This is a genomic window from Dickeya parazeae Ech586 (assembly GCF_000025065.1).
Classification (GTDB): Bacteria; Pseudomonadota; Gammaproteobacteria; order Enterobacterales; family Enterobacteriaceae; genus Dickeya; species Dickeya zeae.
This window is the reverse complement of sequence record NC_013592.1, coordinates 1,706,891-1,719,878: the sequence shown is the minus strand read 5'-3', so window position 1 is coordinate 1,719,878 and position 12,988 is coordinate 1,706,891. Positions and strand designations below refer to the sequence as shown.

At 50.8% G+C, this 12,988-nt stretch carries 15 protein-coding genes; 3 read left to right on the top strand and 12 right to left on the bottom strand.

Annotated features, from left to right (window positions below):
- Positions 1-23 precede the first annotated feature (23 nt).
- The 9 genes from flgJ to flgB all read right to left on the bottom strand — a co-directional run bounded on the left by flgJ (position 24) and on the right by flgB (position 7,350).
- Positions 24-977 (bottom strand): flagellar assembly peptidoglycan hydrolase FlgJ, encoded by a 954-nt coding sequence (flgJ, locus tag DD586_RS07580; protein ID WP_012884220.1) that lies wholly within the window; start codon positions 975-977, stop codon positions 24-26.
- On the bottom strand, positions 977-2,086 hold the full coding sequence (locus DD586_RS07575) for a flagellar basal body P-ring protein FlgI (protein ID WP_012884219.1): 1,110 nt from the start codon (positions 2,084-2,086) through the stop codon (positions 977-979). Before DD586_RS07575 ends, flgJ begins: the two co-directional genes overlap by 1 nt.
- Before the next feature lie 16 nt (positions 2,087-2,102).
- Positions 2,103-2,819 (bottom strand): flagellar basal body L-ring protein FlgH, encoded by a 717-nt coding sequence (locus DD586_RS07570; RefSeq protein WP_033581297.1) that lies wholly within the window; start codon positions 2,817-2,819, stop codon positions 2,103-2,105.
- 137 nt (positions 2,820-2,956) lie between these two features.
- The gene (flgG, locus tag DD586_RS07565; RefSeq protein WP_012884217.1) at positions 2,957-3,739 is read right to left on the bottom strand and encodes a flagellar basal-body rod protein FlgG; all 783 of its coding nucleotides are present in this window, start codon (positions 3,737-3,739) and stop codon (positions 2,957-2,959) included.
- A gap of 26 nt (positions 3,740-3,765) precedes the next feature.
- On the bottom strand, positions 3,766-4,521 hold the full coding sequence (locus DD586_RS07560; protein WP_012884216.1) for a flagellar basal body rod protein FlgF: 756 nt from the start codon (positions 4,519-4,521) through the stop codon (positions 3,766-3,768).
- 21 nt (positions 4,522-4,542) lie between these two features.
- Entirely contained in the window at positions 4,543-5,742 is a 1,200-nt protein-coding gene (gene flgE / locus DD586_RS07555; protein ID WP_012884215.1) for a flagellar hook protein FlgE, read from the bottom strand.
- Positions 5,743-5,808: 66 nt separating this feature from the next.
- A complete protein-coding gene (gene flgD, locus DD586_RS07550; RefSeq protein WP_012884214.1) occupies positions 5,809-6,480 on the bottom strand; it encodes a flagellar hook assembly protein FlgD in 672 nt (223 codons plus the stop codon).
- A gap of 12 nt (positions 6,481-6,492) precedes the next feature.
- Positions 6,493-6,897, bottom strand: coding sequence for a flagellar basal body rod protein FlgC (gene flgC, locus DD586_RS07545; protein ID WP_012769280.1), 405 nt, complete (start codon positions 6,895-6,897; stop codon positions 6,493-6,495).
- Between the two features lie 33 nt (positions 6,898-6,930).
- Positions 6,931-7,350: a flagellar basal body rod protein FlgB gene (gene flgB, locus DD586_RS07540; protein WP_012884213.1), complete on the bottom strand. Its 420-nt coding sequence runs from the start codon at positions 7,348-7,350 to the stop codon at positions 6,931-6,933.
- 166 nt (positions 7,351-7,516) lie between these two features.
- Here flgB and flgA point away from each other — a divergent pair, with 166 nt between their 5' ends.
- The 3 genes from flgA to DD586_RS07525 all read left to right on the top strand — a co-directional run bounded on the left by flgA (position 7,517) and on the right by DD586_RS07525 (position 9,072).
- Entirely contained in the window at positions 7,517-8,185 is a 669-nt protein-coding gene (gene flgA / locus DD586_RS07535; RefSeq protein ID WP_012884212.1) for a flagellar basal body P-ring formation chaperone FlgA, read from the top strand.
- A 145-nt stretch (positions 8,186-8,330) separates the two neighbouring features.
- A complete protein-coding gene (gene flgM / locus DD586_RS07530) occupies positions 8,331-8,630 on the top strand; it encodes a flagellar biosynthesis anti-sigma factor FlgM (RefSeq protein WP_012884211.1) in 300 nt (99 codons plus the stop codon).
- A 4-nt stretch (positions 8,631-8,634) separates the two neighbouring features.
- Complete coding sequence (locus tag DD586_RS07525; RefSeq protein ID WP_012884210.1) at positions 8,635-9,072, top strand: flagella synthesis protein FlgN; 438 nt, start codon at positions 8,635-8,637, stop codon at positions 9,070-9,072.
- Between the two features lie 81 nt (positions 9,073-9,153).
- Here DD586_RS07525 and DD586_RS07520 read toward each other — a convergent pair whose 3' ends face one another.
- From DD586_RS07520 to flhB, 3 genes are read right to left on the bottom strand one after another with little or no spacing between them, the layout of a single operon-like run.
- Positions 9,154-9,543 (bottom strand): flagellar protein FlhE, encoded by a 390-nt coding sequence (locus tag DD586_RS07520; protein WP_226511676.1) that lies wholly within the window; start codon positions 9,541-9,543, stop codon positions 9,154-9,156.
- Between the two features lie 32 nt (positions 9,544-9,575).
- On the bottom strand, positions 9,576-11,669 hold the full coding sequence (gene flhA / locus DD586_RS07515) for a flagellar biosynthesis protein FlhA (protein WP_012884208.1): 2,094 nt from the start codon (positions 11,667-11,669) through the stop codon (positions 9,576-9,578).
- On the bottom strand, positions 11,662-12,813 hold the full coding sequence (gene flhB, locus DD586_RS07510) for a flagellar biosynthesis protein FlhB (RefSeq protein ID WP_012884207.1): 1,152 nt from the start codon (positions 12,811-12,813) through the stop codon (positions 11,662-11,664). The genes flhA and flhB overlap by 8 nt, the downstream gene beginning before the upstream one ends.
- Positions 12,814-12,988: the final 175 nt, after the last annotated feature.

Below are 12,988 nucleotides of genomic sequence, written 5' to 3'. Positions count from 1 at the left end.
GCGGGCTGAAAACTTGAGAAAAATTAGAAAATCCCGCTCAGATCATGTGTATAGGCCTGAACTGCCTTTTCGCCTGAATTTTTCATCTGCTGGATCATGCTCACCAGCTTCTTCGCATAAGCTGGATCCGTCGCATACCCAGCCTGCTGTAATGCTACGGCAGCCTGTTCCGCTGTTGCCGCCGCAGACACGCCGACATAACGGGGATTCTGGGTTAACAATTTGGCATAATCATTCAGCGCTTCCAGATAAGAACCATACACACGGAAGGCAGCAGTGACTTTTTTGGCAACACCTTGTTCGTATTCTGTCGTGGTGATTTCCGTGACCGGTCCATCCCAGTTGCTGCCAGCTTTAATACCGAAAATGTTGTGGCTACGACGCCCATCGGTAGTAGGGATTTCATGCTGTCCCCAACCTGATTCAAGGGCGGCTTGCGCCATAATGAGGTGATGCGGAATACCACTTTGCTGACTAACCAGCATCGCAGGTGTAGATAAACGGGAAATAAAATCAGCGCTATTCATGGGTAATGGCGATGATTTTTCCGGTAACTTAGGCATCGCTTTACGCACCATCTGCTCCATCACAAATGAAGGCATATTGCGAGCCAACTGACCATCAGGCTTAAAGGGCGTCGATGGTGCAGGTTGCTCAATCCCGACAATACCTTGTCCCATCATCTGTTTTTCAATGAGAGCCGCCAGTCCTACCCCTTTACCAGACGACATCTGCTGGGCCAGTTGCTGATCATACATTGAGGTGATCATACGCGTCTGATCGCTACTGAACATACCATCTTTCGGTAGCGTATCACGCATGCTCTTCATCATCATTTGCACGAAGACGCCTTCCAACTGCTTGGCCACAGCACGGATCCCTTCGCGGCTTTGGGGATGGCTTGATACATCCCGCTTTAGCGCGTTAAGCGACTGTGTTTCATAGGCCGGGTTGTTAAACGTCTTCATGTCACTCATTAGATGATTTCCAGCTTCGCTCTCAGGCAACCTGCACTTTCCATCGCCTGAAGAATTGACATCAAATCCATTGGCGTGGCACCAAGTGAATTCAAGGCCCTAACCACACTGTTGAGGTTAGCGCTCGAGTTCACGCGCTGTAATGCCCCGCCTTCCTGACGCATAGAAATTTCCGTTTGCGGCGTAACGACCGTCTGCCCACCGGCCAACGGTGTATTGGGCTGACTCACTACATTCTGTTGATTGATTGTCACAGACAGGTTGCCCTGTGCAACGGCACAGTTTTCCAACTGAACATTGCGGTTCATCACTACTGAGCCGGTACGGGAGTTAATGATGACTTTGGCATCCAGCGTACCGACATTGACCTCAATATTCTGCATATCCGCCAGGAAGCGAACCTGCGCACTGTTGCCAGCTGGTACGATAACCCGCACAGTACGGGAGTCCAGTGGTGCCGCAGAACCGCCACGACCGAAGCGATTAATCGCATCGCTGATACTCTGCGCCATGGTGAAATCGTCTTGATTTAACTGCAGCATAATCGTATTGCCGGTCCCAAAGGTGTTCGGCAGCTCACGTTCAATAATCGCACCACCACTAATACGACCACCTGATAACTGGTTGACCTGAACACTGCTGCCACCAGCCGCCGCACCTGCGCCGCCGATCAAAAGGTTACCTTGAGCGATAGCATAGACCTGATTATCTACACCTTTCAGTGGCGTCATCAGCAATGTACCGCCTCGCAGGCTCTTGGCATTACCCATAGAGGAAACCACCACATCGACGGCCTGCCCTGCACGAGCAAACGGCGGCAATTTAGCTGTTACCATGACTGCCGCTACGTTCTTTAACTGCATATTGGTGCCGGCAGGAACGGTTATCCCTAATTGGGACAGCATGTTATTCAAACTTTGAGTGGTGAACGGAGTCTGAGTGGTCTGGTCACCCGTACCATCCAGCCCGACAACCAGACCATAACCAATGAGCGCATTATCACGCACCCCCTGAATCGTCACCAAATCGCGGATACGCTCAGCTGATGCTGGCGGAGCCACCATCACCAGCAAAGCAAGAAAAAGAGTAAAAACTGAAGTGATCCGCATTATGTGCCTCATCAATTTAGAACGGCGAAACATTAAGGAAGAAGCGCTGCAGCCAGCCCATGGTCTGCGTTTCGTTAATGTAGCCATTACCCACATATTCCATACGCGCGTCCGCCACTTGCGTCGACGGCACGGTGTTGCTGCCGCTGATAGTCCTTGGGTTTACCACCCCAGAGAAGCGAATAAACTCAGTTCCTTGATTAACGGCGATTTGTTTCTCACCAACGACATGCAAATTGCCGTTTGTCAGCACCTGATCGACCGTCACGGTGATTGTGCCGGTGAAGGTATTATTCGCGTTAGCGCCGCCCTTCCCGGTAAACGCATCTTTACCAGTAGCATCGAGTGCCGCCCGGTTGTTGCCCAAAGGCCCTTCAAGCAAACGTGGTGTCGTGGTCATACCAAAGGAACTGGATGCATCCCGGCTGGCATTCGCCGACGAGTTCTTGCTGGCACTGACGTTTTCTTGCAACACGATAGTCAACGTATCCCCGACGTTTCTCGGTCGACGATCCTCAAACATCGGCTGATACCCGTAATTCATCGCCTGACCGGTCTGGAAAATAGACCCATTAGGGATAGCCTGTAACGGCGATGCAGGTTGTGCTGTCGTTGGTCCAGTGACAACCTTATCATGAGGTACATAGGCGCAACCGGACAGTGTTAACATCATCACGTATGCCAGCAACCGGGGCCGACACGGCTGCAATGCGGCAACCGACTTCGTATTCATCATCACTACGGATATCGCCTTACTTTCAGTAACCTATCCACATATTGAATCAAGGTGGCTACTTCACCCATTTGCGCGCTACGCACAAATCAGTAAAAAGCCACCCTATCTTATACACAAACGCTACCCAGGAAAGATTACAACTGGGTCAGTTTTTGCAGCATCTGGTCCGTGGACGAGATGGCCTTACTGTTGATTTCATACGCGCGCTGAGTCTGAATCATGGAAACCAGTTCTTCAGCCACATTCACGTTCGATGTTTCAACATATTTTTGCATAATCAGACCTGCACCATTCAATCCAGGCGTACTCTGGGTCGGGGCACCGGAACTGGCCGTTTCTGCATACAGGTTTTCACCCATATTCTGCAATCCGGCCTCGTTGATAAACATGGCCAGGTTGAGCTGTCCGACCTGAACAGGTGCAGTTTGTCCCTGTTGAGTCACGGTCACCACACCGTCACGACCAACCGTAATGTTGGTTGCATTCGCCGGAATAGTGATCGCAGGTTGAACCTGAAAACCGCTGGATGTCACCAGCTGGCCATTCGAATCCAGTTGGAAAGAACCATCACGGGTATACTGGGTTGTGCCATCCGGCATCAATACCTGAAAGAAACCTGCGCCGTTGATTGCCAGGTCTTTAGCATTACCGGTTTCAGTCAACCCCCCTTGCGTGTGGATACGCTCGGTCGAAACCGGACGCACACCCGTCCCCAACTGCAGACCTGACGGCAGAGTGGTCTGTTCAGAAGACTGCGCCCCCGGCTGGCGTACAGTTTGATACATCAGGTCTTCAAATACGGCACGCTGACGTTTAAAACCGTTGGTGCTGACGTTTGCCAGGTTGTTGGATATAACATCCATATTGGTTTGCTGGGCGTTCAGACCGGTTTTGGCAATCCATAAAGAACGGATCATCGAGTCACTCCTGTGCGCAAGGGCACTTAATTCATCGCAAGTATCTGATTAGCACGCTGCGTATTATCGTCAACACTGCTAATCACTTTCATCTGCATCTCAAAACGGCGTGAGTTGGAGATCATTTCCACCATCGATTCAACCGTATTGACGTTACTACCTTCCAATACCCCAGGCATGACTCTGACCGTGGCGTCATTCTGCAGTACCGCACCACGCTGCTGCTGCACAGCAGGGGAAACACGGAAGAAACCGTCATCGCCGCGAACCACTTCATTCGCTGTCGCTTTGACCAGTTTCAGACGCCCGATCTGAGTTACCGTATTGGCGGCATCACTGGGGTTCAGGGCATTGATGGTGCCATCGGGACCGATAGTCAGTTGGGTTTGTGGTGGAACCTCGATCGGCCCGCCATCACCCATGACCAGGTTGCCCTGAACAGTCAGTTGCCCGTTGGAATTAATCTCCATATTACCATTACGGGTATAGGCCTCACTGCCGTCCGCTGCTCGTACCGCCAGCCAGCCGTCCTGAGAAAGTGCAACATCCATAGAACGCCCGGTGTAATCCATAGAACCCGGGGTGGTATCCACCCCGGGTGTCGAGGACACTACCAGTGTGCGGGTTTCATTCGTAACCCCCTGGATTGGCACGGCACGCATCGCAGCCAGTTGCGCACGGAAACCCGGCGTAGAGGCGTTAGCCATGTTATGCGACGTAACAGCTTGTTGCTCCAGCGTCTGACTTGCCGCGCCCATCGCTGTATAGATAGCGTGATCCATGCAATATCCTCGTTATGATAATTAACGCAGGTTAACCAACGTGTTGAGTATCTGATCCTGCGTTTTGATCGTCTGAGCATTTGACTGATAGTTACGCTGAGCAACGATCATGTTAACCAACTCTTTACTCATATCGACGTTGGAACTTTCTGTTGCCTTGCCTACCAGCTTCCCGAGGTTACCGGAACCCGCAAGACCCACAACTGCCTGACCAGAATTGCTGGTTGCCGCCCAAACGTTATCCCCCTGAGGAGACAACCCTTCCGGGTTAGCGAAGTTAGCCAGTGCAATCTGACCGAGTACCTGCGTTTTCGAGTTGGAGTAAGAGCCGACAACTGTACCATCGTCGCTGATGCTGTAACCGGTCAGTTCGCCCGGCGCATAACCATCCTGTGTTGGCGTTTTGGTACTGTTAGAACCGCTGTTCTGCTGTACCGTACCGGTAAATGCAAGCGTGAAGGTGCTGGCGGCAGAACCGTTCAGTGTCGCCATGCTGATCGTTGCTGGCGTGGTGGTCGTCAGTGCACCGCTACTGTTGAAAGACAATGTCGTCGGCCCCTGGAAACCGGCACCACTAATGCTAGTGTCCTGTGCGTATACGTCCCAACTGTTAGCGGCGGTTTTCACGAAATACAGCCCGAAGTTGTGCGCGTTACCCAAGCTATCGTAGGTAGTAATAGAACCTTTGTAGTTTGAGGTGTTGGTCGGATCGGTTGCGTTCCAGGTATTGGTGCTATCAGAAGAGTTCAGGTTGGCAATAATCGAAGCCGTCGACGTCGCTTTAGCCGACATTGTCGTTTCGGGAATACTTAGCGCAACCGGACTTGCACCCTGTTGAATGGTCGGTGGTGTACCGGTGGCGGGATACCCCGTCAATTGCAGGCCCTGTGAGTTGACGATATTACGGCTGCTGTCCAACGTGAACTGGCCGTTACGGCTATAAACCACGCTACCGTTAGTATCGAGCAGGCGATAAAAACCGTTACCGTTGATGGCTACATCAAGCGCACGCGATGTGTTGTTGATGGAACCGTTGCCGAAATCCTGCAGTACGGACGCGACTTTGGTACCCAAGCCTACGTTGGAGCCTGCGTACATATCGGCAAAAGAGATGTTGCTGGCTTTAAAGCCAACAGTAGCGGAGTTGGCAATGTTGTTACCAATGACGTCCAGATTACTAGAGGCAGCGTTTAAGCCACTGACCGCCTGAGAAAAGCTCATGATGCTCTCCTGAAGATTGATGAACTGTTATTCACTAAAAAGTGACGCGCGTTATATCCGTAACTGCTACAAAATCTGGCGTACATTATCCAGCGTGGACTGGCCACTCAGACCCAAATCCAGCAATGCACCGCTGCTATTGGTCACAACACCATTCACATAGGCATAATTCAGAGCCTGAACAACCTGTTGAGTACCGTTTGAGGTCGCAGACACTGAAATAGTATAAGAACCATCCGGTGCCGTTGTACCATCAGTAGCCTTGCCATCCCAGGAATATGCATGAACCCCGGCGCTCAATGCTCCCAGATCAATGGTACGAATCACTTTTCCTGAGCTGTCAGTGACGTTGACGCTAACGCTATCCGCTGCACTTTCCAGTTCAACACCAAACGGTGTGGTGGTTTCTTTGCCAACCAATACGGTGCTACCAGGCACCAAAACACCATGACCAATTAATGAGGCGGCCTGGATAGATTGATTACTGTTGATTTGCGTAGAGATGGAGCCGAGGGTAGTGTTCAGTTTTTCGATACCGCTCACCGTGTTTAACTGGGCCAGCTGTGAAACCAGTTGGTTGTTATCCATCGGATTTGTAGGATCCTGATTCTTCAGCTGAGCAACCAGTAGAGTCAGAAAGCTGTTCTGTAAGTCAGCAGCACTGCTTCCGCTAATAGACGATGTCGACGTCGTCGATGTCGTACTTTGAGCACCGCTGACAGAAGAGGTAGTAGCCATGATTTCTCCAGATTACTGACCAATAGTGAGAGTCTTTAGCATCATCGATTTTGTGGTATTCAATACTTCCACGTTCGCCTGATAGCTTCGGGATGCTGAAATGGTGTTCACCATCTCATTGACCGGATCCACATTCGGCATGCGGACATAGCCTTTGGCATCGGCCAGCGGATTACCCGGCTGATAGACCAGTTTTTCCGGAGAAGGATCTTCAACCACTTTGGCGACTTTCACACCGCCGGTCGCCTGCCCCGGAGCCGCATCGACCTCAAAAACTACCTGCTTGGCGCGATAAGGCTGACCATCAGGTCCTGTAACGCTGTCAGCGTTAGCCAGGTTACTGGCGCTGACATTAAGGCGTTGAGACTGGGCAGAAAGCGCCGAGCCGGAAATATCGAAAATATTAAGTAACGACATGAGACATCAACCTTATATCTGTCACCAGTACTGTTATGATGACCCGGACTGCAGTACCGACATCATCCCTTTAATCTGCCCGCTGATGAGGGTCAGGCTACTTTGATACTTGAGACTGTTGTCCGCGAAATTGGTACGCTCGCGATCCATATCAACAGTGTTGCCATCAAGCGCAGGTTGAGTCGGCACGCGGTAGAGCAAATCGAGCGCGGGTGGCTCTACCGCCTGCGCAGGAATGTGGCGTGTAGACGTCAGGTTCAGCGAAACGGATTGATTGCTGGTGCGCCCTTGTTCCATGACCTTATTCAGTTCGCTGGCGAAATCAATGTCACGCGCCTGATAGCCAGGGGTATCGGCGTTTGCAATGTTAGCCGCCAGAATCTCCTGACGTTGGGCACGGAGATTCAACGCTTCTTGCTGAAACCGTAGCGCCGCATCCAATTTATCGAGCATGCTCCCTCCGCAATTTAAACTTTAGTCTGCGTAGGATAATTCTCATCCTGCAAAAATCATCGCAAGAATAGGCATAAAATGAAGCGCTATTTATTGCCTTAACTGTAAGCAAGTGCCGTTACACTGGTAACGTGAAATTAACCGGGTTTGAGAGAGCATAAAACGGATGCTGGATATCAGAAAATACATACAGTTATCGATCTTGGGTTTGCTGTTTACCCCGATACTGGTGAATGCTGCCGATCTTGCATCACAGTTATCCCGTTTTTTTTCGGATAACTTCAAAGGCTCATCCAATACTGTGAACGTCGTCGTGAAAACGCCCGAAGCGCAATGGCCCGTCTGTGACAACCCACAGATTTCATTACCAGGAAACGCAAGGATATGGGGTAACCTTTCCGTGTCAGTGCGCTGCAATCAGGACCGACGTTTTGTTCAGGTTGAAGTACAAGTTACTGGGAATTATGTGGCGGCAGCGGCTCCGATTAGCCGGGGTACCGAGCTGGCATCTGGAGATATCCGGATGGTCCGCGGCAGGATAGACCAACTGCCTCCTCATGCTTTGTTTACACAAGAAGACGTTCAGGGTGCCGTTGCGTTGCGAGATATCGCCCCCGGCCAGGCCATCACCCAAGTGATGATCAGAAAGCCATGGGTGATCCGTGCCGGGCAAAACGTCCAGATTCTTGCGCAAGGCGATGGCTTTAGTGTGCGCAGCGAAGGGAAGGCAATGAACAATGCAGCATCGGGGCAGCAAGCGCGAGCTCGTACAGCGTCAGGACAGGTTGTTTCTGGTATCGCGAGTGGAGATGGGATTATTCTGATCTCACAATAATTTGCTAAAGTAATGCTCAATGCTGCCGATATGATGAACATAGTCGCTGATGATAACGCTGGTCAAGTTAGCAACCAGAGTGGGCAATTAAGCCTATCTCGCTGATTATCATCATTTATACCTTTTATGACATGAGCACACTACCATGAGCATTGATCGGACCCAGTCAGTCAAACCGGTAAGCCAGGTTCAGCCTCGGGATACTGGCGACGTAGCAAAATTAAAGCGTAAAGAAGAAACCGGGCAGCAAAGTTCTGTGACGGGTACTCAGGTGAAGTTGAGTGACGCTCAGTCCAAACTGATGCAGCCATCTGCCCAGGATATCGACGTACAGCGTGTTGAAACGCTGAAACAGGCTATTCGTGACGGTTCATTAAAAATGAACGTCGGTAAAATTGCTGACGCATTAATCAAAAATGCGCAGGACTTGATTTCAGGCGAGTAATTCAATGGAAAAACTTGTAAAGCTGCTGGAGCAACTTCTGCTCAACATGCGTGAACTTGAAGCCGTGTTGTCTGATGAGCAGTCGTTGCTCTGCGCCGGTCATGTTGATGGCCCCGCTCTACAAGTGATCACCGATAGAAAGAGTTCATTGTTAGCCACTATCCAGCATCTGGAGAAAATTCGTCTTCAGGGCGAGTCTGCATTACGAGTAAAAGCCCCCTACAGTTCCCACCCGACTGTTGCTCAAGTCTGGCAGCAAATTTCCGAATTAAGTGAAGCACTGCGTGACAAAAACCAGCACAATGGGTTGTTGCTTGGCTACCACCTCGATCACAACGAGAAAGCACTGGCGGTACTAAAGCCACGTCATGCACAGTCTCTGTACGGACCTGATGGTCAGTCTCGGAGCAATTCGATTTCTGGTCGTCGGATTAGTATCTAATTTCGTTCCGCTTTATCTACTTATTCACTGCACCACACGTTGAGTACTGCCTGTGAGCTATCACCATTCATCACGAATAGGTTACTTGTAGTTTACTGATATCTCGTTAGATGACACATCGACGGACGTTGCCATACGCCCGGAGCCGGGTACATAAAATAGCATTCTAAACTCACTATTCGCCGGTATGCCTTGTAATCCGTAGGTTTGCCCACTGGCACCATCCAGATTAACGCACCGATTAGCCGCACAGAGCTTAACAGCCAAATCTATCGGTGCGGGAGATTTCAATTGATATCGCCAGTAGATTACTGTGACGGATTGGGCAGTGTTAACACCCAATCCGGAGGGCGGGAGAAAAGCAGGGGAAGATGCTAACATCCCTTTGTATTGAAATGACGGCCCTGTCAGACTGGCATTCCAGCCGCCTTGCTGAGCATAGGCTGAGGGCGATGATATTACTGCCGTCATCCCCCAAAGCACGGCCATCATGATTTTCTTCATCAGGAAAGCTCGCCACCAATCATTGATGTCATCCTGATTTGACGACTATCGCTGATCTCAAGGTTCGACAGTACGGCAATCTGCGGCAGACTGCGGCGCAGGAATCGCGACAACAACCCGCGCAGTGCGTGGTTGACCAACAATACCGGCGGTGCCCCCAGTACTTCCTGTCGTTGCAATGCCTGTCGAGCCTGATCCAGTAACCGGTCACTCAATCCGGGCTCCAGACCGCCTCCCCCCTGAAGCGCTTGCAATAGCAAACGTTCCAGCGCGCCATCAAGACCGATGACCTGAAGTTCCGTATCACCCGGGAACCACTGCTGAGTGATAGCCCGTCCGAGTGCAATGCGTACAGCAGTCGTCAGTTCATTAGGATCCGTTTGTACTGCCGCATGCTCAGCCAACGTTTCGATAACCGTCCGCATATCGCGAATCGATACCTGCTCGCTTAACAAATTCTGCAGTACTTTGTGTAACGTGGTTAACGTCACTACGCCCGGGATAAAATCTTCGGTTAGCTTTGGCATTTCCTGAGATACGCGGTCCATCAGTTGTTGCGCTTCCTGGCGGCCAAACAACTCACTGGCGTGCAAGCTAAGCAAATGATTCAGGTGCGTTGCTACCACTGTACTAGCTTCAACTACAGTAAACCCTTGGGTTTGCGCCTGTTCTTTCAATGCACTTTCTATCCAGACAGCAGGTAAACCAAAAGCCGGATCTTTAGTCAGATCTCCCGGTAGCGTACCAACCGCATTGCCAGGGTTAATCGCCATCCAACGCCCCGGATGTGCTTCACCACTACCAATCTCGACACCTTTCATCAGTATGCGATAGCTGGCAGGCTGCAAATCCAGGTTATCTCGAATATGCACTACTGGTGGGAGGAATCCCATTTCCTGAGCAAACTTCTTGCGGATACTACGGATACGTCCAAGTAACTCACCGTTTTGCTGGAAATCCACCATAGGGATCAGACGGTATCCCACCTCCATTCCAAGCGGATCTTCCAGTTGTACATCAGACCAACTGGCCTCTACCACCTGTGGTGCTGCCGGGGTCGCAGTCGCTGCCTCCGTCGCAGCAAATGCAGCTTTATTCTCGTCCCCTTTCTTCATCCACCAGGCCAGCCCTAACAGCGCAGTGGTAAACAGCAGGAAAACAAAGTTAGGCATGCCGGGAACCAGACCAATTAGTCCCAATACCCCCGCACTTAAAATCATGACACGTGGGTTATTGAACAGTTGGCTTACCATCTGTTGACCGACATCCTGATCGGTACTGACCCGGGTCACAATCACACCGGCGGCGGTTGAAATGACCAGCGCCGGAATTTGTGCAACCAGACCATCACCGATGGTCAGGAGAGTGTAGTTTTCAACAGCCTGCCCCAGCACCATATCGTGCTGAACGACCCCCACCAACAAGCCACCGATGACGTTGATGGCCATGATCATCAGCCCGGCGATAGCATCACCGCGCACGAATTTACTCGCACCGTCCATGGAGCCATAGAAATCCGCTTCCTGGGTGACTTCAGAACGCCGTTTTTTAGCTTCATCCTCACCAATCAACCCAGCGTTCAAATCGGCATCAATCGCCATTTGTTTACCGGGCATCCCGTCCAGGGTAAAGCGTGCACCTACTTCCGCGATACGCCCAGCACCCTTGGTGATGACCATGAAGTTGATCAGGACCAGGATAATAAACACCACAATACCGATGGCAAAATTACCCCCTACCAGGAAGTGACCAAACGCTTCAACCACTCTCCCTGCTGCAGCTGCACCAGTATGCCCTTCCATTAGAATGATACGTGTCGACGCAACGTTAAGTGACAAACGCAGCAGTGTCGAAAACAACAAGATAGTCGGGAAGGCTGCAAAATCGAGCGTACGCTGGGTAAACATCGCAACCAGCAACACCATAATGGACAGCGCAATGTTGAACGTAAACAGCAGGTCCAAAACAAACGGTGGCAGCGGCAGAACCATCATCGACAGGATAAGCAATATCAGAACAGGTCCTGCCAGAATCTGCCATTGCGAACCTTTCATATTGCCAGGTAGGCGAAGTAAAGAGGCCAGGTTAGCCATCGGTTGTTTTCTCTTTAGCAAAATCCAGTGCATCCGGCACAGGTAAGTTTTTAGGTTTACGCGGAATCAATCCGCCTTCACGTTTCCAGCGTTTGAGCTGATAGACCCACGAAAGCACTTCAGCAACAGCGGCATATAATCCGGTCGGGATCTGCTGCCCAATTTCAGTATGACGGTAAAGGGCTCGCGCCAATGGCGGCGCTTCCAGTATCGGGATACGATTCTCTGTACCGAGTTCACGTATACGCTGCGCTATGCGATCAGCACCTTTGGCCAGCACCCGGGGTGCACTCATTTTCTTTTCATCATACTTCAGCGCGACAGCATAATGAGTCGGGTTGGTGACGATAACATCTGCTTTCGGTACATCCGACATCATTCGGCGCTGTGCCATCGCCCGCTGCTGCTGGCGGATACGGTTTTTAATATGCGGATCCCCTTCGTGCTCTTTGTATTCGTCACGAATTTCCTGCTTGCTCATACGTAGCCGTTTAATATGGCTCCATATCTGCCACGCCACGTCAAAGCCTACCATAGGGAAGAGCCCGAGGATCACCCAAAAACAGCACAGGAAAGCGATATTCAGCGCATCTTTTATCGCCATCCCCATAGGTTCCGACACAAGGTGCAACATACTATTCCAGTTGTGCCGGAGAAACCAAAAAGTAATAAGACCGACAATAACGGCTTTAAGGATTGCTTTAAATAACTCAGCCAACACCTGGGTCGAAAACATGCGCTTCAACCCAGATAACGGGTTCATCTTGCCAAAATCGAAACTTATCGCCTTAGTACTGAAAATCAGGCCACCCAGCAATATGGGAGCCCCCAAGGCGACCAAGACTAATCCAAACAAGATAGGTACAAGCGCCAGCACCGCCTGCTCGAGCAACGTACCAACATGGGAGATGATCAACCGTTCGTCATTGATGAAGCCGTGGTCAAAAATCAACCCTTTAGCCATCATATCGGACAATCTGCCAGCCATACTGGAACCATATCCCCATAAAATAGCGAGACCGGCAATCAGCATGAACACTGACGTCAGCTCCTTCGATCGAGGGATCTGACCTTCTTCTCGGGCTTTTTCTGTTCGTTGGGGGGTGGGAGCTTCTGTTTTCTCCAGATCGCTATCATCTGCCACTAGAGCCGCTCCTGTTAACGCTCGCTGACATAAAGTTATACAACGCTAGCATGACAAAATCCGGCAAGTTCTTATGGGTAGAACAAAGGAGAAAATAAGTGGCTATTTATTTTATTGCATAAGAAAGGAAGCAGGAATTTACGATCGGGACAAGCCCGACCGTAAAAATCCACAT